This window comes from Syntrophotalea acetylenivorans, from assembly GCF_001887775.1.
Lineage (GTDB): Bacteria > Desulfobacterota > Desulfuromonadia > Desulfuromonadales > Syntrophotaleaceae > Syntrophotalea_A > Syntrophotalea_A acetylenivorans.
On the sequence record NZ_CP015519.1, the window covers coordinates 376,323 to 399,461 of the forward strand.

At 49.9% G+C, this 23,139-nt stretch carries 23 protein-coding genes; 20 read left to right on the forward strand and 3 right to left on the reverse strand.

Features of this window, described 5'->3' with window-relative positions; translation table 11 throughout:
- The first annotated feature begins 28 nt into the window (after positions 1-28).
- From A7E78_RS01700 to A7E78_RS01750, 11 genes are all read left to right on the forward strand, one after another.
- The gene (locus A7E78_RS01700) at positions 29-712 is read left to right on the forward strand and encodes a site-2 protease family protein (protein ID WP_072282644.1); all 684 of its coding nucleotides are present in this window, start codon (positions 29-31) and stop codon (positions 710-712) included.
- 10 nt (positions 713-722) lie between these two features.
- Positions 723-1,484, forward strand: coding sequence for a segregation and condensation protein A (locus A7E78_RS01705; protein ID WP_072282645.1), 762 nt, complete (start codon positions 723-725; stop codon positions 1,482-1,484).
- Positions 1,471-2,061, forward strand: a complete 591-nt coding sequence (scpB, locus tag A7E78_RS01710; protein WP_235606778.1) for an SMC-Scp complex subunit ScpB — start codon at positions 1,471-1,473, stop codon at positions 2,059-2,061. Before A7E78_RS01705 ends, scpB begins: the two co-directional genes overlap by 14 nt.
- 35 nt (positions 2,062-2,096) lie before the next feature.
- Positions 2,097-2,807 carry a pseudouridine synthase gene (locus A7E78_RS01715; protein WP_072282647.1) on the forward strand — a complete coding sequence of 237 codons (711 nt, stop codon included), beginning with the start codon at positions 2,097-2,099 and terminating at the stop codon, positions 2,805-2,807.
- A 206-nt stretch (positions 2,808-3,013) separates the two neighbouring features.
- Positions 3,014-5,134, forward strand: a complete 2,121-nt coding sequence (locus A7E78_RS01720; RefSeq protein WP_145924823.1) for a tetratricopeptide repeat protein — start codon at positions 3,014-3,016, stop codon at positions 5,132-5,134.
- Positions 5,135-5,243: 109 nt separating this feature from the next.
- On the forward strand, positions 5,244-6,146 hold the full coding sequence (locus A7E78_RS01725; RefSeq protein WP_072282649.1) for an ExeA family protein: 903 nt from the start codon (positions 5,244-5,246) through the stop codon (positions 6,144-6,146).
- 94 nt (positions 6,147-6,240) lie between these two features.
- Positions 6,241-8,046, forward strand: coding sequence for a DNA mismatch repair endonuclease MutL (gene mutL / locus A7E78_RS01730; RefSeq protein ID WP_072282650.1), 1,806 nt, complete (start codon positions 6,241-6,243; stop codon positions 8,044-8,046).
- An 8-nt stretch (positions 8,047-8,054) separates the two neighbouring features.
- On the forward strand, positions 8,055-8,993 hold the full coding sequence (gene miaA / locus A7E78_RS01735) for a tRNA (adenosine(37)-N6)-dimethylallyltransferase MiaA (RefSeq protein ID WP_072284994.1): 939 nt from the start codon (positions 8,055-8,057) through the stop codon (positions 8,991-8,993).
- A gap of 10 nt (positions 8,994-9,003) precedes the next feature.
- Positions 9,004-9,237 (forward strand): RNA chaperone Hfq, encoded by a 234-nt coding sequence (hfq, locus tag A7E78_RS01740; protein WP_072282651.1) that lies wholly within the window; start codon positions 9,004-9,006, stop codon positions 9,235-9,237.
- A gap of 221 nt (positions 9,238-9,458) precedes the next feature.
- Positions 9,459-10,010, forward strand: coding sequence for a CDP-alcohol phosphatidyltransferase family protein (locus A7E78_RS01745; RefSeq protein ID WP_083552539.1), 552 nt, complete (start codon positions 9,459-9,461; stop codon positions 10,008-10,010).
- Positions 10,011-10,040: 30 nt separating this feature from the next.
- Positions 10,041-10,820, forward strand: coding sequence for a tetratricopeptide repeat protein (locus tag A7E78_RS01750; protein ID WP_072282652.1), 780 nt, complete (start codon positions 10,041-10,043; stop codon positions 10,818-10,820).
- 107 nt (positions 10,821-10,927) lie between these two features.
- Here the strand turns inward: A7E78_RS01750 and A7E78_RS01755 are convergent, their stop codons facing one another.
- A complete protein-coding gene (locus A7E78_RS01755) occupies positions 10,928-11,209 on the reverse strand; it encodes a PxxKW family cysteine-rich protein (RefSeq protein WP_072282653.1) in 282 nt (93 codons plus the stop codon).
- Between the two features lie 162 nt (positions 11,210-11,371).
- Between A7E78_RS01755 and A7E78_RS01760 the strand changes: the two genes are divergently transcribed.
- The 4 genes from A7E78_RS01760 to A7E78_RS01775 all read left to right on the forward strand — a co-directional run bounded on the left by A7E78_RS01760 (position 11,372) and on the right by A7E78_RS01775 (position 15,542).
- On the forward strand, positions 11,372-11,656 hold the full coding sequence (locus tag A7E78_RS01760; RefSeq protein WP_072282654.1) for a CxxCxxCC domain-containing protein: 285 nt from the start codon (positions 11,372-11,374) through the stop codon (positions 11,654-11,656).
- Positions 11,657-11,855: 199 nt separating this feature from the next.
- Positions 11,856-12,374 (forward strand): EVE domain-containing protein, encoded by a 519-nt coding sequence (locus A7E78_RS01765; protein WP_072282655.1) that lies wholly within the window; start codon positions 11,856-11,858, stop codon positions 12,372-12,374.
- A gap of 86 nt (positions 12,375-12,460) precedes the next feature.
- Positions 12,461-14,845: a DUF748 domain-containing protein gene (locus A7E78_RS01770; protein ID WP_072282656.1), complete on the forward strand. Its 2,385-nt coding sequence runs from the start codon at positions 12,461-12,463 to the stop codon at positions 14,843-14,845.
- A gap of 181 nt (positions 14,846-15,026) precedes the next feature.
- Positions 15,027-15,542, forward strand: a complete 516-nt coding sequence (locus A7E78_RS01775) for a ferritin-like domain-containing protein (RefSeq protein WP_072282657.1) — start codon at positions 15,027-15,029, stop codon at positions 15,540-15,542.
- A 99-nt stretch (positions 15,543-15,641) separates the two neighbouring features.
- On the opposite strand, the gene A7E78_RS01780 is transcribed toward A7E78_RS01775, so the two are convergent.
- Together A7E78_RS01780 and A7E78_RS01785 are read right to left on the reverse strand one after the other, a co-directional pair.
- Complete coding sequence (locus tag A7E78_RS01780) at positions 15,642-16,781, reverse strand: glycoside hydrolase family 3 protein (protein WP_072282658.1); 1,140 nt, start codon at positions 16,779-16,781, stop codon at positions 15,642-15,644.
- Between the two features lie 93 nt (positions 16,782-16,874).
- Positions 16,875-17,075 carry a cold-shock protein gene (locus A7E78_RS01785; RefSeq protein WP_072282659.1) on the reverse strand — a complete coding sequence of 67 codons (201 nt, stop codon included), beginning with the start codon at positions 17,073-17,075 and terminating at the stop codon, positions 16,875-16,877.
- Between the two features lie 482 nt (positions 17,076-17,557).
- Between A7E78_RS01785 and A7E78_RS01790 the strand changes: the two genes are divergently transcribed.
- The 5 genes from A7E78_RS01790 (at position 17,558) to A7E78_RS01810 (ending at position 23,105) form a co-directional block, all read left to right on the forward strand.
- Positions 17,558-18,853, forward strand: a complete 1,296-nt coding sequence (locus A7E78_RS01790) for a DEAD/DEAH box helicase (protein ID WP_072282660.1) — start codon at positions 17,558-17,560, stop codon at positions 18,851-18,853.
- A 275-nt stretch (positions 18,854-19,128) separates the two neighbouring features.
- Entirely contained in the window at positions 19,129-20,838 is a 1,710-nt protein-coding gene (gene ade, locus A7E78_RS01795) for an adenine deaminase (protein ID WP_072282661.1), read from the forward strand.
- 1 nt (position 20,839) lies between these two features.
- Positions 20,840-21,379, forward strand: a complete 540-nt coding sequence (gene hpt, locus A7E78_RS01800) for a hypoxanthine phosphoribosyltransferase (RefSeq protein ID WP_201258018.1) — start codon at positions 20,840-20,842, stop codon at positions 21,377-21,379.
- A 138-nt stretch (positions 21,380-21,517) separates the two neighbouring features.
- Positions 21,518-22,630: a diguanylate cyclase domain-containing protein gene (locus A7E78_RS15150; RefSeq protein ID WP_083552541.1), complete on the forward strand. Its 1,113-nt coding sequence runs from the start codon at positions 21,518-21,520 to the stop codon at positions 22,628-22,630.
- Between the two features lie 250 nt (positions 22,631-22,880).
- Positions 22,881-23,105, forward strand: coding sequence for a DUF1653 domain-containing protein (locus tag A7E78_RS01810; RefSeq protein ID WP_201258019.1), 225 nt, complete (start codon positions 22,881-22,883; stop codon positions 23,103-23,105).
- The last annotated feature ends 34 nt before the right edge of the window (positions 23,106-23,139 follow it).

Below are 23,139 nucleotides of genomic sequence, written 5' to 3' on the forward strand. Positions count from 1 at the left end.
AAGGGTCAAGCTTCTTTTAGGAAAGGTTATGGATATCTTGCTGGTAAAAATCTCAATTATGCTGGTTCCCGGCTTACTGGCCATCGTATTGCACGAAGTTGCCCACGGCTATATTGCAGAACGTCTCGGCGATCCAACAGCCCGCATGTTGGGGCGTTTGACTCTCAATCCTTTTAAGCATATCGATCCTTTTGGTCTGGTGGTGCTGTTTCTGGTTGGTTTCGGTTGGGCGCGACCGGTGCCGGTCAATGTCCTCAACTTCAAACGTCCCCGCCAGGACATGGTTTGGGTCGCTTTGGCCGGGCCGGTTACCAACTTGATCCTGGCTGGACTCTCTGCACTGTTTTTACGGTTGTTACTGCTAATGCCCCTTGGTGCATCGCAACCGGGGGGATTCGTTTCTTCTCTGGCAGAACCGCTCATTTTGATGGCGGGGTTCAGTCTGTACATTAACTTGTTGCTTGCCGCACTCAACTTGCTGCCGGTTCCTCCCCTCGATGGTGGTCGAGTGATTAGCGGGGTGCTTCCCGAGGCTCAAGCCAGGTGGCTGGCGCGGATTGAACCTTTCGGGTTCTTTATTTTAATCCTGTTGGTCTTCGTCACGCCCCTGTGGGACAAGGCACTGCTGCCCGCGGTCTCTTTTGCTGCTCATTGGTTGGCCGGTCCGCAGGCTGCAGCTATTCAACACTTTGTTCCTTTGGCCGGTTCCTGATGGGGCAGCTATGCCTTACCAGATAGATATAGATACTTTTAAAGGGCCTCTCGATCTTTTACTCCATCTCATTCAGAAACATGAGATGGATATTTATGATATTCCCATTGCCGAAATTACCGCCCAATACCTGGCGACAATCGAGGTTATGAAAAGCCTGAACCTTGATCTGGCTGGCGAGTTTCTGGTGATGGCGGCCACCCTGCTTCATATCAAGTCAAAAATGCTCTTGCCCCGGGATGAGGAAGAGGCTCTTGAGGAGACTGAACTCGATCCGCGGACCGAATTGGTTAAACGTCTGTTGGAGTATCAGAAATATCGAGATGCCGCTATTTCTCTTGATACCCTGCCGGTTTTAGGACGGGATGTTTTTGTGAACAGTCCCCCGGAACCGGAAGGTGATGGAGAGGATGAGGCAGAATGGGAGCCTGTTGGCCTCTTTGAACTGGTCGCAGCTTTTCGGCAGTTAATACAGGACAATGGCGAGGAAACTTTTCACGAGATCAGTCGCGAGCGTCTTTCCGTAACGGACCGAATCAATCAGATTTTAACTTCCCTTAGCGAACAGAGCAGTATGGCTTTTGGTGATTTGCTAACCGGTGTTGTTAGTCGTAACGATGTGGTTGTAACCTTTCTTGCTATGTTGGAGCTGGTTAAAATGCGTCTTGCCCGGCTGATGCAGAACAGTCGGGATAGTTCCATTTGGCTTTACGCCGTTGAAGGCATCGATGGCAACTGTTTGCAACAGGATGAGACCCTTGGTTACAGTTGAGCTTAAAGCAATCATCGAAAGTTTATTACTGGTTGCCGACGGGCCGGTACAGCCGGATCGTGTTGCCCTGATCCTCGAGATCGAATTGGAGCAGGCAAAAGAACTTTTGCAGGAATTGCAAGAAGACTATGAAGGTGCCCAGCGTGGATTTTCTTTGCAGTTGGTTGATGGCGGATTTCAGTTCCGAACTCGGCCTGAATATGCCGAATGGATCCGGCGGTTTCGTAAAAGCCGGCCTTTCCGATTCTCTAGAGCTGGTCTGGAAACCCTGGCTATCGTCGCTTATCGGCAGCCTGTTACCCGCGCTGAGATCGACTATTTGCGCGGTGTCGATTCGGGTGGCGTAATAAGGACCCTTCTCGATAAACGTCTAGTACGTATCCTCGGTAAAAAGGATATCCCCGGGAAACCCCTCATTTACGGTACCAGTAGAGAATTTCTCGAATTATTCGGTTTGCGGGACTTGTCCTGCCTGCCGACCCTTAAAGAATTTAACGATCTGCCTCCGGATATGCTTGCCGATATGGAAATGTCTGATGCAGGGCAACCCCCTTTAGAAGAGGATTCGTCATCATAAACGGCGGAACTCTTCAATAATACCGAGTGCTATAAATGAAGGAACGGTTACAAAAATTGATCGCCGCTGCCGGTCTTGCATCACGGCGGCAGGCAGAGCGCTGGATCAGCGCAGGCAGGGTTACCGTCAATGGTCGGATTGCCGCTATTGGTGATCAAGCCGACGTTGAGCGTGATCGCATTGAAGTGGATGGACGACCGCTGCGACTGGAGCAGCCCAAAGTCTATCTTCTGCTGAATAAACCCAACGGTTATGTCACAACGGCCCGGGATCCTCAGGGGCGCAAGGTTGTTGCCGATCTGTTGAAGGACGTCAAAGTGCGGGTTTTTCCCGTCGGGCGCCTGGACCTCAATACAGAAGGTTTGCTGCTGTTGACCAACGACGGAGATCTGGCTGCGCGTTTAACCCATCCACGTCATCAGGTGGCTAAAACCTACCTGGTACGTGTGCGGGGCACGCTGACAGCCTCCTCCCGGCGCCGGCTCGAAGAGGGAGTGATGCTGGACGATGGTCCTACCGCTCCGGCCAAAATTGCCAAGGTGCGCTCTTCAGGAAGTCATACCTGGTTCGAGATGACCATCAGTGAAGGCCGTAACCGTCAAGTCCGAAGAATGTGTGAGGCCGTAGGGCATTCGGTAAGCCGCCTAAAGCGTGTTGGTTTGGCTTTTCTGGTTCTGGAAGGTTTGCCGGTTGGGGTATATCGCCCCTTAACGAACGGCGAGGTCAAGCGCCTCAAAAAACTGTAGATTTTTCTCAGGGCGTTTTTGCTTGTAAATGGCCTTTGTCATGTGAGATGGGAAGCACTGGAGGGGTTTGATTTAATAATGGACTCTTGTTCACCTAAAGGGGCTTGTTTGCAGGGGAAATTCATGTCCCTGTTCTTGACAGAGTGCTTGCTCCTAGTTTAAGTTAACGAGGGTATTTAATCACTTTAACCGAGTGGGTGAAGGCATTGTCTAAAAAGGAAAAACTCTTAGCGGCGGCGCAGAAAAATCTGCTTAAAGGCCAAATCGGTAAAGCTATCAAGGACTACGAAAAGATAGTGGCTATCGATGCCAACGACATTCGCAACCGGCAGAAGTTAGCGGAGCTTTACAGCCGTGACAAAATGGCGGAGATGGCCCTGGCAACCTATGAAAGTGTGGCCAAGCATTATGAGGACAATGGTTTTTTTCTAAAGGCTCTGGCGGTCTACAAGCAGATGCAGAAAGTCGATGCCTCAAAGCCCGAACTCTATCAACGCCTTGCAGAAATCAATGTCAAACAGGGATTGGTCGGGAATGCTTTGACCGAATATCACAACCTGCTCAAATTATACCGGAGCCAAGGGGAAACTGACGAAGCGTTAAAAATACTGGACCAGATGAAAGAACTGGATCCGGATAATTTAAATATCTCTTTGCAAGTGGCTGAAGCGTACAGTCAGGCTCAGCAGACAGAAAAAGCAGCGGATTGCTTGGTTGAAATCCTGCAACGCATTACTCCCGTTGCCGATTTGCAGGCTGTGGAAAACGTTCAAAAAGTTATACTTAGCAAGTGCCCAGCTACCGACTGCCCGGAATTCAATCCCGTTATGGTGGAACTGGCCAGGGCATTTCTTGCTTGTGGGCAGGCGGATCGCAGTGTTGAGTTGTTGCAAAGCGTTTTGGAAAATGACTCACAGAATACCGAGGCACTTTTGTCGTTGGCCAAGAGCTATCGTTCTCTGGCTGATCATTCAAAGGAAATATCTACCTTCGGTTCATTGCTGGAACTTGATGCGGATAATCTGAATTGGCACAAAGGGTACGCTTGTGCTCTCTTGGCTGACGGCCAAACGGAACAAGCATTGGGTGAACTCGAAAAGCTCAAGGAAGGTTTTTTCGCTGAAGGGCGCGCGGCGGATCTTAAAGAAAGTTACGAAACAATTGCAGAGCAATTGCCGGAAAATGAAAAGGCCGTTGTTTCGTTGCAGGCCATTTACGAACAGACGGGAGAAGGCGGCAAACTTTTTGATTTGATGTCTACTCAACCGGATGAAGCACCTGCAACAGAATCTATTGCTGAAGACGAGACAGCCGATTCTGTGGAACCAACCAGTTTTGGTGAACTCGATCTAGAAGATGAACCAACCACTGCTCCCGACAATCTGGAACAGTCGTCGTCCTTCGAGGTAGAGGCCGACTCGCCCGTTGAGGTTGAGGCAGCCCAGGAGAGTGGTCTCGAATTTGATGAACTAGACCTGGATGGTATCGAGTTTGGCCTCGATACAGAGTGTTCGGATGACGCAAGCACCTCCGCTGACACATTACTAGATGGGGACCTCCCTGAGTCCCCTGTTGAGGTTGCCATTGATGCGGCCGGCGAGGTCGAAGAAGCAGAGTTCTATTTTCAACAGGGCCTGCTAACCGAAGCCGCTCAAAAATGCCAGGCCTTGATAGACCGTTTAGGCGATTGTCCCCAGGCTAAGCAATTGCTTGACCGAATTGGCAAAAACGACGTCACCGGCTTAGATGCCGGTCAGGACAAAAAGGTCGTTGCTACTGCACCCAGTGGTGCGAAGGGACCGTTGCAGGGCTTGGAAGATCGGGAACGTTCACGTCTCGATGGTTCTTTGAGCGACTTCAAAAAAGGTTTGGAAAACCAGGTTTCTGCCGAGGATTTTGAAACGCATTACAATCTTGGAATTGCGTACAAAGAAATGGGTTTGCTTGACGATGCTATCGAGCAGTTCGATAAAGTGATGGCCGATCCCCAACGGCGCATCGATTGCCTGACACTTAAGGGGGCGTGCCTTGTCCAAAAGGAGGCCTTTGAGGATGCCGTTTCCGCCTTTAAGGAAGGCTTGGCTTATGATGCCCTCAAAGATGGCGAGCGTATTAGCCTTTATTATGAACTGGGGCTTTTGTATATGGAGTGGAAACAGCCCCTCGAGGCGCTTGACAGCTTTCAATGTGTTGCCGATGCAGATCCCTTTTTTCGTAATGTAGACGATCAGATACGACAGTTACGTAAGGAATTGGGGCTTGATGACGATAGTGGGGGCAACCCCTCCGGTAATGGTTCGGATAAGAACCGGGTTTCTTATATCTGAACCTGACCGATCAGGATTGTCTTTTTATTGTTGGAATGCCACGGTTGTTTTTCGGGTGGGCTTGAGGAAAAAGTAAGAATAATAAAGTTTTTTGTAAGGGAATTGGTAGATGAGCTACGCCGAACATTATGGACTAGAGCGGGAGCCTTTTTCAAACGCTCCTGACGCTCGGTTCTATTTCAACAGTGAGCAACACCGTCAATCGCTTCAACGCTTGATGTATGCTGTCGACTCCAATAAGGGATTAGCGGTTCTGATCGGAGGAATCGGTACCGGCAAGACGACTCTGGCGCGACGTATGCTGGATTGTCTACCCGAAGATCGCTATGAATCTTCTTTGCTGGTGATGGTCCATTCCGGTATCACACCGGAATGGATATTAACCAGGATCGCCATGCAGTTCGGTGTTGAAGAGCCTGCATCTGACAAACTTTCATTGCTTAAACAGCTCTATGACCGGTTGCTGCAGATCGAGGAGTCGGGTCGTCGCGCTGTGGTTTTGATCGATGAAGCCCAGATGCTGCAAACGCGCGATCTGATGGAAGAGTTTCGCGGGTTGCTCAACCTGGAGATCCCTTCTAAAAAATTACTCAATATCGTCTTCTTCGGCCTGCCTGAAGTCGAGGATTGCTTGCGGCTCGATGAACCTCTGGCCCAGCGTGTCGCTGTTAAATATCAGTTGCATTCCTTTACCGTTGAGACCACAACCAGTTATATTAATCATCGTTTGAAAATTGCCGGTGCTGATCGAAACGTCTTTGCTGCTGATGCTATCCCGGCTATCCACCGCTTTACCGGTGGAGTCCCACGATTGATCAATACCATTTGCGACAATTGCCTGTTCGAGGGCTTCATGCGTAAGATGGAACAGGTCGATGTTTCTGTCGTGAACAGCGTTGCAGGAGACTTCGGTTTGTTGAAGGAACCCTTGACCGATGTGGCTCAATCGGAAAACCACTCTGACTTGACAGAAATCGAGAACTTACTCGACTCTCTTGAGCATAAGATTTGAATCGTAACCGTATATTTGAATTTGAAGAGCGGTCGAAGTATTGACCGCTCTCTTTTTTACGCTTTAGCTAAATTTTCTGCTTCGGAAGGTTCGCATGAGGGAGCAAATTCGTATTCTGCCGGAACAACTCTGTAACCAGATTGCCGCTGGGGAAGTAGTAGAACGCCCGGCATCGGTAGTCAAGGAGTTGGTGGAAAACGCCCTGGACGCGCAAGCCAACAAAATCGTTGTAGAAATTGAAGGGGGAGGCAAGCGATTGATTCGCATAACCGATAACGGTTGTGGTATGGATCGGGATGATGCTTTTCTTTGCCTCGAACGACATGCGACCAGCAAGTTGCGCAACGAAGCTGATTTGTTTCATTTGCAGACACTCGGCTTTCGTGGCGAAGCGTTGCCATCGATTGCCGCCATTTCCCGTTTACGGTTGCGTACACGAACTTCTGAGGCATTGGAAGGGTGGGAAATTCACGTCGAGGGAGGCGCCGTGCGTCATGCCGAGGCCACCGGTATGCCGGTCGGAACCCTTATAGAGGTCAGGAATCTCTTTTTCAATACGCCTGCCCGGCGCAAATTTTTACGCAGGGATGAGACCGAAGCCGGACACATAAGCGATACGATCACCAAATTGGCCCTGGCCTGCCCGCAGGTTCAGTTTCAGTTGGTAAATAATGGTCGCCGGCAAATAGATCTCAACCGGCAGAAAAACCTCTCTGAGCGTGTCGCTGGTTTACTTGGCCGTTCGGTCCTGCAAGGTTTGATGCCGGTCGAGGGGACGAAAGGTGGGATGCGCCTTCATGGTCTGATCAGCCAACCGTCTCTCAACCGATCAGCGACCAGCAGTCAGTTCGTATTTATTAATGGTCGATATATTCGCGACCGATTGGTTCAGCACGCTCTGCGTGATGGCTATCGTCACCTGTTAATGAAAGGCCGTCATCCCATCGTTGTGCTTTTTCTTGAAATGGCGCCGGAGCAGGTTGATGTCAATGTTCATCCAACAAAACACGAGGTTCGATTCCGGGATCAATCCTTTGTGCATGACTTTATCGCTCAGACCTTGCAGGAAACGCTGCGTTCGATCGGTTCCGAGGCACCGGCTTCCGTCCCTGTTAATCCTGTTTTTCCTGTTGTCAAAGAGCAAGATGACAGTTCCTCGCCATCTCGTTCAGCGAGTATTGCCGAACCGATTGACGAGTCACTGTTGGTAGTGGGCGAAGGCAGGGTTAATTATCCGGTAACGCCACAGCAAGAGATCATCGAGAGTTTCGACGAACCAGGTCTGACAAGTGATGCCCCGTTGTGTGAAACCGGTGGTTTTTATGCCGGCCTCAGGGTAATAGGCCAATTCTCTGATAGTTATATCCTTTGCCAGGACAAGCAGGACTTGCTGCTCATCGATCAGCATGCAGCCCATGAACGCATTGGATTCGAACAATTGCGCAACCAGTATCGTGACTGCGGGGTAGAGCGACAAGGCTTGCTTTTCCCCCTGGTTCTTGATTTCGATCATCGGGAAGCGGCCGCCCTTGATGAGCACCAGGCTGAGTTGCAACGCGTTGGGTTTGATTTGGAATGTTTCGGCGGGAACTCCTATGTCCTCAAGGGGATTCCGCAGGTTCTTGGGGATGCTGAGGCGGAAAAGTTGATTCGCGATGTGATCACCGAACTGATTTCTTTTGGTGGCAGTTCGCTTCTTGAAGAGCGTATCGAACAGCTTCTGATTCTCATGGCTTGTCATCGGGTTATTCGTGCCAACCAACAATTAAACAGGTCGGAGATTGACTACCTGCTTCGGGAGCTTGATCAGGTCGATTTCAGTGGCCATTGTCCTCACGGTCGACCCGTTGTGCAACGTCTTTCCTTGTCGGAAATCGAACGTATGTTCAAGAGGACATGATGAAAGGTGTGAAAGAGGGTCAACGCCCCTTGTCTCTGGTGGTGATTTGCGGGCCGACGGCAGGAGGGAAAACATCGCTGGCTTTGGATCTTGCCGAGCACTTTGGAGTGGAAATAGTATCTGCGGATTCAAGGCAGGTCTATCGGGGGATGGACATTGGCACAGCCAAGGCAAGTGTCGAAGAGCGGGCCAAGGTCCGCCATCATCTGATCGACGTCGTCGATCCAAATGAGAACTTTACAGCCTCTGATTTTATCGTTTATGGTCGTGTCGCGCTCAACGACATTGCTGACCGTAGTCATCTGCCCCTGGTTGTTGGGGGGACCGGATTTTATGTCGACGCATTGTTGCGCGGCTTGGTTGATGCGCCAGGCGCCGACCCGGCGCTGCGTCAGGAATTGGCGGACTGGGAGCTTCAGCATGGATCCGGTAGTTTGCATACCCGATTGCAGGCTGTTGACCCGGTCATGGCTGCTCGGCTGACCCCCCTTGATCAAGTTCGAATTATACGAGCTCTGGAAGTTTATTATCAAAGCGGCCAACGATTGTCTGATCTGCAAGGGCGACACGCGGCTGTGAAAAGTCCTTATCGGGTCTTATCCATAGGTTTGGCGTCACAGAGAGACTTGCTGTATGATCGCATCAACCAGCGAGTTGATGAAATGATCCAGGCCGGTTTGCTAAACGAGGTTCAAGCGTTACTGGAACAAGGGTATAACCCCGATTTGAAGGCGTTAAAGACTATCGGTTATCAAGAATGTGTAAACCATTTGTTGGGTAATGCGTCTTTGCCGGACACTATAAGTTTGATTCAGCGCAATTCACGGCGTTATGCCAAGCGACAGTTGACCTGGTTTAGAAAGAATAAAGATATAATTTGGCTTGATTCCCCGAGAGAGTTTGCTAAGGTATTGAAGTTGATTGATCATTTTATAATGTCTAAATAAAGGAGCGGCCATGTCTAAGACCCCATTTAATATTCAGGATCAGTATCTCAACCAAGCTCGTAAAGAGCGTGTCCGTGTAATAATTATGATGATGTCGGGGCAAAAACTGGAAGGGTTTATTAAATCGTTTGACAGCTTCTGCGTCTTGGTTGAATGCAGTGGCGACCTTCTTTTATACAAGCACGCCATTTCCTCAATCACCTCGGCTGATGGTTCCTTCCGTCTGCATGGCAGCCGAGATTAATTGGCGGCCAGCAGGGCGGGCTGGATTTCCCGAGGAATGATTCCTGCCTAAAAGGTCATTTCAATTCTGCGCCTGGGAGACTGTCGGACTCCAAGGGCCGAGCAGAAGGTTTTTGGTCGACTTTTGCCAGGTTCGACACCTCCTAGTAGAGTAGAGAGTGTCAGGCTGTTGCTGTTATGGTGCAGCAAGCGTCGTGACACGCTTATGTCAGGGGATTGGGTATGGTTTTGAATATCCCGAATTCGCTAACCCTGCTGCGGTTGTTTCTAGTACCGTTGGTTACTATCGCAATAATTTATCGTGAATTCGAGCTGACTTTGGCTTTGTTTCTGGTGGCAGCCCTTAGCGATCTGCTGGATGGGCTTTTTGCTCGTCTGCTCGATCAGTGTACACTGTTAGGACTCTACTTGGACCCGGCAGCAGATAAAATGCTGACATTGTCCTGCTATCTATCGCTGGCATTTATCGGCTTGGTTCCTGCGTGGCTTGCGGTGGTGGTCTTTTTTAAAGACCTGTTTATGATTCTGGGTGCCGCAATTATCTTTTTCTGTGGCTGGGAACTCAAGGTTGAGCCGAGCCGTTGGGGAAAGCACACCACCTTTTTGCAGCTGATTACTGTCGCGGCAGTGCTTTTAATTGTTGTGACCGGTTGGTCAGGCAGCTGGATCTCCTGGCTATTCTATTTGACCGGGCTGCTGACAATTTTTTCCGGTGGTCATTATATTTTTCAACGCTTACGTACTTTGCCGGAACAACCACAACTGCCGGCATGAAACCTTTCTTAAGATTTGCATGGAAACCACATGAATGATTGCGAACAACAGGCGCGTATCGCGCTGGATAATCAAGACTGGCCTGCTGCGATCCGTTTATTTAGACAGGCACTTAAAGATTCGCCGCAGGACGCAGAATTGTCTTTGCTTTTAGCCGATGCCCTGTGCGAGTTCGACAAGGCTTCAGAAGCGGTATCGGTGCTTGAAAAGGCTCTAGAAAAACATCCCGGGGAAGTAGAGCTTCTGTTTGCTCTCGGAGATTTAGTTTTTGAGCTTGACGACAGTGGTAAGGCTCTGGAATGTTATCGTGAAATTCTTCGGATAGACCCGGAAGAGGGCGAAGCTTGGGCCAGCATCGGTTTAGTTCAGTATCGGCAACAGTGTTATGTCGAAGCCATAGATGCTTATCGCACAGCTGCAAAATTGGATGGCGATTCGGCTTTTCTGTTTAACTGCCTGGGAGATGCCTTTCTTGCACAGGATGATACTGAACAGGCCTTGGTGTGCTACCAAAAAGCACTGAAGCTCGATCCGCAAGAAGCCCATACCCATCTCAATATGGCCGAAATATACCAAGAACGTGGTGACCTTGTTTCTGCCAAGGCAGCCTGTTGCGAAGCTATCGCCCTCGACTCAGAGTTGGCAGAGGCCTATGTGGCCCTTGGAAATATTTGCCTCGACCTGGATGAGACTCGCGAAGCACTGTCCAGCTATCAGAAGTTTCTGGCTATTGAAAAGTCGACCGTGGGGCGGGAAATTTTAGCTGAAGTTACCGCTCTGGTCGAAGGGTTGAAGGCAGAGATGTCTTGAACAGGCATTTTCCAAAAAGATGATAGGTTTTAAACTGATAGGACAAAAAAAGGGCAGGCGCATCGCGCCTGCCCTTTGTAGTTTCAATCGCTAAAACCCCATGTTCGTTACTTGCCAGCGGCCTTTTTGGAAGCCTTAAGGGGGTTGACTTTAACGTCGACACTTTTGATTTCAACTTTTTTGTGGGTAGCGAAATTACACAGACCTGCGCTCCACTTTTGAGCGGGAGAGGGGTATGCCGAACAGACCTGGCCGACTTTACTGTCGACGATCCGCTCGCAGCCCTGACATTCTTCGACGACGGGCTGACAGGTGTTGCCTTCAAAGACGCAACCGCGCTTTGACCAGAAGGTACACTCAATGCCGGGGAGAACGGTTTCACACTTCATCTGGTTTTGCCTCCTTTATGTTTCAATTGTTCTTTTTTTGTCTAAAGAGTGGCATTATTATGCATGTGGTGAATTTTTGTCAATTGTAAAATCGAATTGACAGTGGTTTTGTAGAGTTGAATGAGGAGTGCCTCATCTGGTTGCATAGGGAGTGTTTGTTCGATGACTCATGAAGAGTGGGAAACTAAGTGCAAATGTTGTGCGCGTTGCTGCTATGAAAAGATCGACTTTGAAGGAGAGGTTTATTTTACCGATACACCCTGTGAAAAGCTTGACCTTGAAACGCTCCGTTGTACCGTTTACGCCGACCGGGATATTCGGCGCCCTGGCTGTGTCCGGTTAACTCCGGAACTTGTCACAAAAGGTTTTCTTCCGGGAGATTGTCCCTATGTGGAGAACATATCCGATTATGTGGCGCCTGTTCCCTTTGATGAAACAAACCGTTGAGGCGGTGAACAAGATATGCCGCAAAGTTAAGCTGTTGTCATCATATTATTTATAGGGGATAATATCAATTTCACCTTTTCTGTGAGCCACGTTTGTCCGTTCTGGCTTTTAGAGGGATGGCTGTTGAAGCCTCAGCACCCAGGCTATTAACTAACACGCTGTTGCTGTCTGCACATTTGTTCCAACATAGAGGACTGTTATGGAATTGAAACAGGGCATAGAGAAATCTGAAAAGCGAAAATTTTGGTTGATGAAATCTGAACCGAATTGTTTTTCCTTGAATGACTTAAAGAATCGTCCGGACGGTACCGAGCCCTGGGACGGGGTTCGTAATTACCAGGCTCGTAATCTGTTGCGGGATGATATCAAATGTGGGGACGGTGTCTTATTCTATCACAGTAATATTTCAAAACCCGCTATCGTCGGATTGGCAAGGGTGGTCCGTGAAGGGTATCCAGACTATACAGCCCTTGACCCTGAATCCGATCACTTCGATCCCCGTGCATCAGCAACAAATCCTCTCTGGTATATGGTTGATGTGCAGTACCTGGCTTCCCTAGAGGTTCCTATAACTCGCCAGGATTTAGCTCGGCATCCTGTGCTTGCAGGCATGGGGGTACTGAAAAAGGGCAACCGTCTGTCCGTGCAGCCGGTTACTCAAGAACAATGGCAGGCCGTTTTGCAGGTGGCTGGTCTTGAAGACCCTTTCGGGCTTTAGAACCTATTTTCGATCTTTTATGCATCCGTGTCCATTGTCCGGATCATACTAAAACCTTTAATCCGTATGTAATTATGGAGTAGGCAATGACTAACTCTAGGAAATTTATCGCGGCAATTACGGCGGCCGTGATCGTGGGTCTGGTCGCTCTCGTTGTATTGACTAAGTTTCTGGTAACGCCGGAACGGGTCAAAGGGCTGTTGCTGCCACGCGTTGAGAAGGCCTTGAACCGCCAGGTTGGAATTGAGCAGGTCGATATCAGTCTCTTTTCCGGCATTGTTCTTAAAAACATTGAAGTTAAAGAACTAAAGGATGCAACGAACTTCCTGCAAGCCGAGGCCATAACCCTGCGTTACCGTTTCTGGCCCCTGTTTCGTATGCGGGTAGAGATTGACGAGATTTCCGTCGATAAACCGAAAATTAGGCTGGAGCGATGGACCGATGGAACCTTTAATTTTAGCGATCTGATCCCAACGGCCGATAAAAAAACTGCCACGGCACAGGGTGAAACAGACCTATCCGCAGAAGAGTCCACAACGGGCAATATTCAGTTGTTGATTTCCCAGTTGGCCGTCCGGCAAGGAACCGTTCAACTAATCGATCACCAGGTCGCCGCTGACCCGCTTAGTTATAAACTCGATGATTTTTCATTGCAGGTCAGCCAGTTTTCCCTTCAACAAGACTTTCCCGCGCAGTTGTCAGCCACATTGAACGGGGCGCCCTTGTCCATCAACGGGGTTGTCAATCTTGCTAAAAGTTCAGCAGAAGTCAAAATAGTCATGCCTGGCTTAGATGTCATGCCTTTTGCCCCATACTTTGGTGAGCAGTTACCGGGTCGTCTGGATCGTGCTGAAATTGATCTGGACTTGCAATTATCGGGGAATCGGGAAGTGCTCGCCAGCGAAGGACAGGTGCGGCTGCATAATGTCGACTTGCAGTTGGACGCTATGCCCCAAGCCCCTTTAAAGGGGGCTAAAATTGACATCGATTATGATATTGATCTCGATCTGAAGAGCCAACGACTCGTGGTTGATCACGGCCGGTTGTCCTTAAACGAGGTACCGCTTTATGTCGCCGGTGAAATACAACAGGGTGCAAAAAAGTCGCTAGATTTGAATTTGCGTATAAATGAGCTGAATATCGCCAAAGTTCTAAAGGCCTTTCCCGCCGGACTGGTCAAGGACTTTGTCCCCCTGGAGCCTGCCGGTCTGATTACAGCGAGAATTCATCTAGCTGGCACACCTGAGCGCCCCAGGGAATTGGTGCAGGATGCTGAAATGCGCTTAGACGGTGTGCAGGCGCTCGTTGGCACACTAAGACCGTCACTGACCGGCCTGGTTTCGATCAATGGCGATGCGTTACTGACGGAAAACCTGGTGCTGGTTGTCGGCGATAATCGCCTTCAACTTGAATGCGAAGCTTCTTCTTTTACTAAATTGCCCATTGTAGCGGTTGCAAATGTTCGTAGTGATCACGTTATTATCGATCAACTGCTTCCCCGGGAAAGTTCATCATCCGCTGGAGCCTTGACTTCTTCTAAGAGTACTGGGGCAGCGTCGCCATCTACTCCACCGGAGCCTTTGGACCTTCCGCTTATACTCTCCGGCACAGCTACGATTAAGCAGGCCTTTTATCGAGGTTTGCCCATTGACGGCCTTCAGACACGCTATCGTTTCCAGAACAATCAGCTTCAAATTGAAGACTTGGTCGGCCAGGTCGCCGGGGGCTCATTCAAGAACAACTCCCTTATCGATCTTGGGCGTCCAGGCTTTGCCTATCGAACCCAACTTTCCACCCTCGGCGTTCAGGCCGACCCATTGCTAAGAGTTTTTGTTCCCAAAGCTGCTGGTTCCGTTTATGGTTTGATGAATCTAGACCTCGATCTGAAGGGGCAAGGGACCGATTTTGAGGTTGTTCGTAATCAATTGAGTGGCCAGGGGAGTTTGTTGTTGCGAGAAGGGCGTGTAACCGGCACTAATTTATTGAAAGAATTGTCGAATTTTCTTGGTCTGCCTGAATTGAGCGTTATGGGGTTCGATCAAGCCAGCGGGCGTTTTGCTATCAATAAGGGCCGTTTTGATCTAACCAGTAGTTTGGTCAGCCAGGATCTTCGTTTCGCCCCGCGAGGTGATGTCGGCCTTGACGGTACCCTGAATCTCGCCCTGGATCTTCGTTTGTCGCCAGACTTGACCGAAAAACTTGATGGTAGCGGCCGTTTTGCTCAGTTGTTGGTTGATGCCGATGGTTGGGGGCAGGTTCCTCTCCGGGTGAAGGGATCCGTTGCCCGCCCGAAATTTGCCTTGGATACTGCGTTCATAAAGGGCGCATTGAAAGGAAAAGCTGAAAAAAAACTTCAGGAAACCTTGGAAGAAAAGCTGTTCCGTAAAGAAGTTCCAGCCGACCAGGAAGATTCACGGGAAAAGGAGAAGAAGCTTCTGGAGGGTGTTATTAAGGGCTTGTTCGGTCAATAAGTCTAGTACGCTGCCAATCACCATGGCGCCAGCACCATAGGGTCGCAATGGACAAATAATACCTTATGCATTCCATGCGACCGCTTTTGAGGAAGGGGAAGGCATTATTTTTCTGATTGAATTATAAGAGCGGATTTTTTTGACCGTTAGTTGGACAGGCTTATGTGCTAAGGAGTGTCTGATGAACGTTTATGATTTTGCCATACAGATGGAAACAGATGCCGAAACCTTTTATCGAAAATTGGCGGACGAAAGTCATATCCCCGGCATGAAAAAAATATTTTCTGATCTGGCTGACGATGAACAGAGCCACAGGCAGTTATTTCAGAACCTGAAAAACCAGCAAGTGCCCGACGCTGTGACCGAGTCAAAGGTGTTGGAAAAAGCGAAGAACGTTTTTGCCAAAATCCTGGCTGAGAGGCAGAGCCTTCCTTCCGTAATGAGCAATCTTGAGTCTTATCGGTACGCCCTCAAACTTGAAGCGGAAGGCGTACGGTTATACTCTGATGCGGCAAAACGCGAAGTGGATGAGGAGATAAAAAAGGTCTTGTTGTGTATTGCCAAGGAGGAGGAAAATCATTTCAATATCGTCGAGAACATCTATAATTTTGTCAATGCTCCCAATCAATACCTAGCCTGGGTTGAGTTCAGCAGTTTAGGCGAGTTTGAGGCCTTTGGCCGTGAAACGGATATATGACCTGGTGTTAAATCGTTGCCATTTCCGTTGTGGAAAAAACAGACCAGCCGCTATGATAACGGGTGGTCTTTCTGCGAAAATATTTTACCCTGCCAACCCTTAACCCTGTGTCACTTTGGTTGCCAGATTTGACTTCAGACGATTGATGCGGCGATAAGCTTGATCGATTCGCTGTTCGCTGACGCGACCCTGTTGTACCAGGTCGGAAATCAGGGCTACGGTATCGCTGACAAGGTCATCATCGCTGGCGCAAATTAATAAGATGTCCACTCCAGCATTGATGGCACGTTCTATCGTCTCCGGAAAAGAATAGTGCCGCCTGATCGCATTCATCCGCAGATCGTCCGAAATAACCACCCCGTCGTATTTCATCTCTTCTCGTAGCAGTTCGGTTATAATAGGTCGGGACAGGGTTGCCGGTAGTTTTGCATCCAGCTGTGCATTATAAACATGCCCTGTCATGATCGCATCTGCCAGGCCAGCGTCAATCAAATTAACAAAGGGCAGCAATTCTGCCTTTTCCCAGGTTTCGGTGATGTCGACAAAGCCTCGATGACTATCGGTTTTTGAACTGCCGTGGCCTGGAAAATGTTTCAGACAGGTTGCTATGCCATGGGAGCGATGAGCCGCTATGACTTGACCAGCGTGGGCCGTTACGATGGCAGGGTCGGTTGAGAACGACCGCTCCCAAAAACCGATAACCGGATTCTTCGGATTGCTGTTCAGGTCGACCACTGGGCTGAAGTTGAAATTGACGCCATACCGATGCAAGGTTTTGGCAATCGCCTCGGATTCCGTGCGAGTTTTGGCAAGATCGTTCATTTGGCCGAGTTGGGCGAAACTGGTTGTCGTTGGGAAGCCATCTCGAGGCTTTAGCCGGCTCACTTTCCCTCCTTCCTGATCAACAGCGATGAGCAGCGGGGTAGGACTCGCCGATTGAAGCGAATGGGTCAGGGCCTGCAATTGATCGGGGGATACGATATTGCCTGGCCCTTTGGCTTCGTCAGCAGGCTGGCTGCGCAGCATGACGCCTCCCAGGTGACCGAGACGAATGTCCTGCAGCAGAGGGTGTTGCGCAGAGAGCCGAGAACCTTCGAAACAGACCAACAGCATCTGGCCGATGCGTGCTTGCAAGGATAACGGCGGTGGAGGAGGGACCGCTGCCGGTCGGCTAAAGTAAAGGTCGAGCAGAAATACCAGAAGTGCTGCGCATAAAAATTGCCGCCATTTTATGGACATGGTGTAAGCCAGGTGAAAAAGAAAGATAGCGATAAAAAAAGCCCGGCGGCTAACCGCAGGGCTTTTTGCTTGAATGTTGTCAGATGCGACGACTTAGATTTTGCAGACGTTAGAAGCTTGAGGACCTTTTTGTCCTTCGGTCACGTCGAAAGAGACCCGGTCTCCTTCAGCAAGGGACTTGAATCCGTCGCCCTGGATAGCCGAAAAGTGGACAAAAACATCGGGGCCGTTGTCCTGCTCGATGAAACCAAAACCTTTTGCGTCGTTAAACCATTTGACTGTACCTTCTGCCATTTTCTTCTCCATGTTTCCCGGTTGGGATGTTTTTGTTGTGGAGATCGAAGCCTCTGGCTGAAAGACACAAAGCCGAATTGGGTCTGAATGCTTTGTTCTTGATTGACGCCGTGTCAATATGCCGGGCTACATGAATCCGCACAACATTTACCAAGATGATGGAAGGCTAACATGGGCACGTTTTTAAAAACAAGTATTTTCCTGCCGAAATTTTCAAAAATTCCCATAAAACACAACCGCAAAAAGTTGAACAAGATTAAAAGGCTACACGAATATTTTGAGGTGTCAAGCATGGTGGCGAGTCAAGTGTGCCAGGAGGTTTAATGCATTGCTTAGAGATTGCAGTCTTGAAAAATAGCTCCTGCTTGACAATTTACAGTAATATCTGTTAGTTTTAGTGAGATAAACTAATTTCTGGAAAAAGACCATCGTAAAGCCCCGAAATTAACTCGGGGCTTTTTTTATTAAAGAAAAAGGAACTTATGGATTTTCAAACTTTCGATTTTCAACCTCAGATCATGAGCGGCATCAAGGCCGCTGGTTATCTTGCTCCCACTCCGATTCAGGAACAGGCTATCCCTGCAGTGCTCAGTGGAAGCGATGTAATGGGGTTGGCGCAGACCGGCACCGGAAAAACCGCCGCTTTTGCTTTGCCTATTCTGCAGCGTTTGTCCAGCGGCAGCAAAGGTCATGTACGTGCTCTGGTTGTTGCGCCGACTCGTGAGCTGGCAGAACAAATACACGAATCCTTTACTAGCCTAGGTCAACAGACTGGCCTTCGCAGTGTCACGGTCTATGGTGGCGTTAGCATCAATCCGCAGATTGCTAAACTGAAGCGAGGCGCCGAGATCGTTGTGGCTTGCCCAGGGCGCTTGCTCGATCATCTCCGGCAAGGAACCATCGATCTGTCGCACCTCGAGGTATTAGTCCTCGATGAGGCCGATCAGATGTTCGATATGGGCTTTTTCCCGGAGATTCGACGTATTCTCAAACATTTGCCCAGTAAGCGGCAGACATTGCTGTTTTCAGCGACCATGCCTAAGGAAATTCGCCATCTGGCTCATGAGGTGCTGCACGATGCTGTGACCGTTCAGGTCGGTACCACGGCCCCGGCAGAAACGGTTAGCCATGCACTTTATCCGGTGGCTCAACATCTTAAGACAGCGCTGTTGAGGGAACTTCTAAAACGCACCGATACCGAATCGGTATTGGTATTTACCCGCACCAAGCATCGCGCTAAACGATTGGGGCAGCAGTTGGACCGTGATGGTTATCGGGCAACGTCATTGCAGGGTAATCTGTCGCAGAATCAACGTCAAAAAGCTTTGGAGGGTTTTCGCAAAGGCACCTTCCAAATTTTGGTGGCGACCGATATCGCTGCTCGGGGAATCGATGTGAGCCAGGTCTCTCATGTCATCAATTACGACGTACCATCGACACCGGAGTCCTATATTCACCGCATTGGTCGTACCGGTCGAGCCGCTCGAAAAGGAGATGCTTTCACCATGATCACCAATGAGGACCGGGGGATGGTGCGGGCCATTGAAAGGCTTCTTAAAAGTACCATCGAATGTCATACCCTGGACAATTTCGACTACAGTGCAGCAGCGCCGCCCCGGGATCCGGCCAAGGGCCGTAAACAGGGCTCCCCACCTGCCGACCGTCGGCGTGTAGCAGCTAAGTCCGGCAGCCGATCGGGTAAAAGCGGATCTCGTTCCAATAAGTCTGCTCAGGGAGGCCACCGCTCACGCGGCCGGCAGAGCCAGGCAACCGTATAAACGGTTTTTGCCGGCGAAAACTCGTTGGGAATGAATAACGGCCCGATCGGTCTGACGCACTTAGTTTGCTCAGACCGATCGGGCTTTTGTTTTTCTGTTTAAGCAAAATTAAATCAAGAACGTCTATTCAGATATATTCCTCTACCGTTTCCCATAACCAGTTATTCCTGCACTGTTTTGCTGCTCCAGGTCTTTTTGGCGTCGCTGTAACAGGGTATACTGAAAAAAAGCCTAAGTTTTCTTTATAGTGGTAACCCTTAAACAGGGGAGGCGCTATGCAACAAAAGCGGCTGCTGGCGGTGGCTCGTGGCGACGAACCCGCCGACCTTGTGTTACGCAATCTGCAGTTGGTCGACGTCCTTAACCATCAGGTTTATCCTGCCTCTATCGCGGTCTGTGATGGACGCATCGCCGCCATTGATGAAGCCTGTCTCGGCCACGAAGAGCACGATCTTCAGGGTGGCTTCGTTTGCCCGGGGCTGATCGATGCTCATGCCCATATCGAAAGCACCATGCTGCATCCCGCAGAGTATGCCAGGGCCGTGATTAGCCACGGTGTAACCACGGTGATTGCCAATCCTCATGAAATTGCCAACGTACTCGGTATGGCAGGGATACTTTATCTGTTGCAGGCCGGAGATAGAGCGCCTCTCGATATCCTGTTGACGGTGCCTTCGTCAGTGCCGGCTACCGCCTTGGCTTCTTCTGGGGCCACTTTAACCAGCAAGGATATTCAATCGCTGGGCGATCATCCAAAGGTGGTGGGTCTGGGCGAGGTGATGGATTTTCCTGGGGTGGTCGCCGGTAAAGATCGTTTATTGAAAGAACTCTCCATGTTTCGGGGGCAAGTTGTTGACGGCCATTGTCCGGGACTCATGGGAAGGGATCTCCAGGCCTACGCCGCGGCTGGAATCTCTTCTGATCACGAATGCGTCAATATTGCCGAGGCGGCGGCCCGCTTGCGAAGCGGTATGAAGGTCTTTTTCCGTGAAGGCAGTGCGGCGCACAACCTTCTCGATCTGCTGCCCTTGTTGGACCACTACAATGAGCGCTGGATTTCTTTGTGTACCGACGACTTAAGTCCCGCCGATCTGTTGACGAAAGGTTCCATCGACAATTTGCTGCGGATGGTCATGAACGCCGGGGTTCCGCCCATCACCGCTTTGCGCATGGCAACCCTTAACCCGGCCGAGCATTATCGGCTTTGGGATCGAGGGCTGCTCGCTCCTGGGCGTCGGGCGGATATTCTCGTGGTAGATAGCCTTTCCGAGTTTCAGCCGAAAAGAGTCTATCGGGCCGGTCAACTGGTAGAAACCAAAGAGCAGCCGGCAGACAGGGCAGAGAGGGTGCCTGCAAAGCTTGCGCATACGGTTCGGGTTGATTGGCAGCGGCTAGACCTCAAGGTGGCGGCGCAGGGAACTCACATGAGAGTCATCGGCGTAATTCCAGATCAACTGACGACGACCTGCAGGATTATGCCGGCCCATATCGTTGCTGAAGAGGCTCTGGCTTGTCCGAAACGAGATCTGCTGAAGATGGCGGTAATCGAACGACATCGCGAAAGTGGTCAATGCGGTCTTGGATTTGTGACCGGCATGGGTTTACAACGCGGGGCCATAGCCAGTACCGTGGCCCACGATCATCACAACCTGATGGTTATCGGTGGCGATGACCGTTCCATGCTGACGGCGGCACGGGCGGTTGCTGCCGTTGGTGGTGGCCAGGCGGTTGCTCTTGGTCATGAGGTTTTGGCGCTTTTGCCATTGCCTGTTGCCGGTCTGATGTCCGATGGTGCTATTGAACAGGTTGCCTCTTCCCAGAATGAGGTGGCCCAGGCCGCTCGTCGGCTTGGATGCAGGTTGGATGATCCGTTTATGACCATGAGTTTTCTGGCGCTGGAGGTCATTCCGGAATTGAAGCTTACCGACCGGGGTCTGGTCCATGTCCGGACCATGAAGTTTGTTCCTCTATTTGTGGAGGATTGATGTGGCTGGGGTGGAACCGCAACCGGCAGTGATGTTAACTGTTGAGCAGATTGCTCGTCGAGTGCAGGAACTTTCTCGGCAAATCAGCCGTGATTATGCTGCCGCAGACGAACTGGTCATGGTCGGTGTATTGCGTGGTTGTTATATCTTCCTGGCGGATCTGTCACGGGCGCTAACTATACGCAGACGAATTGATTTTATCGCTGTTTCCGCCTACGGGCAGCAAGTCTACCCCAGCGATTCTCTGCGTCTTATAATGGATGTACGCTCCGACCTGGCTGGACAGCATGTGCTTATTGTCGACGATATACTTGATAGTGGCTTAACCCTGAACTATTTGACCCATCTCTTGGGTGCTCGCAATCCTGCCAGCCTGCGCACCTGCGTCCTTTTACGTAAACCTGGCCGGTTAAAGATAGATATCACTCCCGATTATATTGGGTTTGATATACCGGAAGTGTGGGTTGTCGGTTATGGTCTCGATTGTTCCGACCGATATAGGGCTTTGCCCTATATCGGTCAAGTCGACCGCTTAATCTGACCGGTTAAACATAGGGGAGGGTAAGACTTCAGTCATAAATAGTCAAAATTATGACCATTTTGTACTTTTTGTATTGTATTAAAATTAAATATCATGGTAATTCATTGATGTTAATTGATCCATAATTGAGAGGATGCAATGACCGTGAGGTGTTGTGGTGGTTCCACCACAGGATTGCCAGATAATGAATTGTGCGCTGATGCTTCGCAAATAGAGGAGCTGAAAGAACGTATCCGGCGTTTGGAAGAGGAGCGGAATTATTTGCGTAGCTCTTGTGACGAGCTGCAAGGCAGTCACGACATTCTTTTGGAAGCAATTGGCGCTGCAAACCAGAAGCAAGTACAGGCTGAAATGTTGAGCATGGAATTAGACCAGGTTTTTTCTTCCTGTGCCGATGCCATGTGGGTGGTGCGTAATGATAAAATAGTGGTTCGCGCCAATGACGCTATGCTTAACTTGCTGGGTAAAACGTCTGCAGAGGTGGTCGGCCGTCCGTGCAACACCTTGCTTGAAGCGCCCCTTTGCAACGGGAAATCCTGCCCCCTAGAGCTCTCTATAAATTCTCTCTCTGCCAAGGAGTATGATGTTTCGCGAGGTATCTCTTCGGGAGAACAACATTTTATCGTATCAGCTGCTCCTTTGGTGACCTTGGATGGTACACCTGGAATTGTTGCGCAATTTAAGGATATCACGGATCGCAAACAGGCCGAAGCCGCTCTGGCCAAGGCCAATATTACCCTCGCCCGATTGGCACGATTGGATAGCCTGACGCAGTTGCCCAATCGACGATCCTTCGATGAAAACATAGAGCGGGAATGGCGTCGATTGGCTCGTGAAAAACAAAGTCTTTCCCTGGTTTTATGCGATATCGACTTTTTCAAGCCGTACAATGATACCTATGGCCACCAGACCGGTGATGACTGTCTGCGTCAGGTAGCGCAAGCTCTTGGCGGATGCGCTATGCGAGCCGGAGATCTTGCTTGTCGCTATGGTGGAGAAGAGTTTGTTTTTTTGTTGCCGAATACCCCTTTAGAGGGCGCCACTAAGTTTGCTGAGCGGGTTCGTCATGCAATAGAAGCGTTGGCTCTTCCCCATGAAACATCCCGTGCTGCGTCTGTCGTTACGCTTAGTCTTGGTGTGGCGTCGCAGATCCCTGGTTCCGGTACCTCACCGGAAATTCTTATCAGGGCAGCAGACGAGGCCCTTTATCAGGCTAAAGAAGCTGGCCGCAATCAGGTTGCTGCCAGTTAGCTGACCGGTTTTTCTTCAATGGCTATTACTCCCTTCCCCTAGCCAGGTTTGTTCAATTCCCATTTCTTCCGTTTCTCTACTGTAGTTGTCAAAATTAACCCACCTGTTTTATGCTTTTGTGGTCTAGAGGGTAAGTCTGGCGTTCTTTGGATGCTGGAGTGCAGCTCTTGTAGCTCGTGAGAGTAATGTTATCTTTTACTGGTAGGGATATCTGAAGAGGTTGGTAGCAACTTCTGGGAAAGGGATAAATATGATTGTGGTTAAGTGTGGCCGGTATCGCCATTTTAAAGGCCTTGAATATGAAGTTCTTGGTGTGGCTCGGCATTCCGAAACGGAAGAAGAACTTGTAGTTTATCGGCCTCTCTATGGTGAGGGCGATCTATGGGTCAGGCCTCTGCATATGTTTGTAGAAACTGTAGAAATAGACGGTAAGACTGTTTCCCGATTTAAATATATAGGCGTAAGTTCTTGCTGAAAAGTGTAGTCAGGGTTATGTCCGTTGTCAAAAG

Coding starts and splice junctions, on each gene's coding strand:
- A7E78_RS01775 (WP_072282657.1), top strand. CDS start 15,027: ATGAACGTTTATGATTTTGCCATACAGATGGAAACAGATGCCGAAACC.
- A7E78_RS01745 (WP_083552539.1), top strand. CDS start 9,459: ATGGTTTTGAATATCCCGAATTCGCTAACCCTGCTGCGGTTGTTTCTA.
- A7E78_RS01755 (WP_072282653.1), bottom strand. CDS start 11,209: ATGAAGTGTGAAACCGTTCTCCCCGGCATTGAGTGTACCTTCTGGTCA.
- hfq (WP_072282651.1), top strand. CDS start 9,004: ATGTCTAAGACCCCATTTAATATTCAGGATCAGTATCTCAACCAAGCT.
- A7E78_RS01700 (WP_072282644.1), top strand. CDS start 29: ATGGATATCTTGCTGGTAAAAATCTCAATTATGCTGGTTCCCGGCTTA.
- A7E78_RS01705 (WP_072282645.1), top strand. CDS start 723: ATGCCTTACCAGATAGATATAGATACTTTTAAAGGGCCTCTCGATCTT.
- A7E78_RS01765 (WP_072282655.1), top strand. CDS start 11,856: ATGGAATTGAAACAGGGCATAGAGAAATCTGAAAAGCGAAAATTTTGG.
- mutL (WP_072282650.1), top strand. CDS start 6,241: ATGAGGGAGCAAATTCGTATTCTGCCGGAACAACTCTGTAACCAGATT.
- A7E78_RS01785 (WP_072282659.1), bottom strand. CDS start 17,075: ATGGCAGAAGGTACAGTCAAATGGTTTAACGACGCAAAAGGTTTTGGT.
- A7E78_RS01790 (WP_072282660.1), top strand. CDS start 17,558: ATGGATTTTCAAACTTTCGATTTTCAACCTCAGATCATGAGCGGCATC.
- A7E78_RS01760 (WP_072282654.1), top strand. CDS start 11,372: ATGACTCATGAAGAGTGGGAAACTAAGTGCAAATGTTGTGCGCGTTGC.
- A7E78_RS15150 (WP_083552541.1), top strand. CDS start 21,518: ATGACCGTGAGGTGTTGTGGTGGTTCCACCACAGGATTGCCAGATAAT.
- ade (WP_072282661.1), top strand. CDS start 19,129: ATGCAACAAAAGCGGCTGCTGGCGGTGGCTCGTGGCGACGAACCCGCC.
- A7E78_RS01780 (WP_072282658.1), bottom strand. CDS start 16,781: ATGTCCATAAAATGGCGGCAATTTTTATGCGCAGCACTTCTGGTATTT.
- A7E78_RS01750 (WP_072282652.1), top strand. CDS start 10,041: ATGAATGATTGCGAACAACAGGCGCGTATCGCGCTGGATAATCAAGAC.
- A7E78_RS01770 (WP_072282656.1), top strand. CDS start 12,461: ATGACTAACTCTAGGAAATTTATCGCGGCAATTACGGCGGCCGTGATC.
- A7E78_RS01725 (WP_072282649.1), top strand. CDS start 5,244: ATGAGCTACGCCGAACATTATGGACTAGAGCGGGAGCCTTTTTCAAAC.
- A7E78_RS01810 (WP_201258019.1), top strand. CDS start 22,881: ATGATTGTGGTTAAGTGTGGCCGGTATCGCCATTTTAAAGGCCTTGAA.
- A7E78_RS01715 (WP_072282647.1), top strand. CDS start 2,097: ATGAAGGAACGGTTACAAAAATTGATCGCCGCTGCCGGTCTTGCATCA.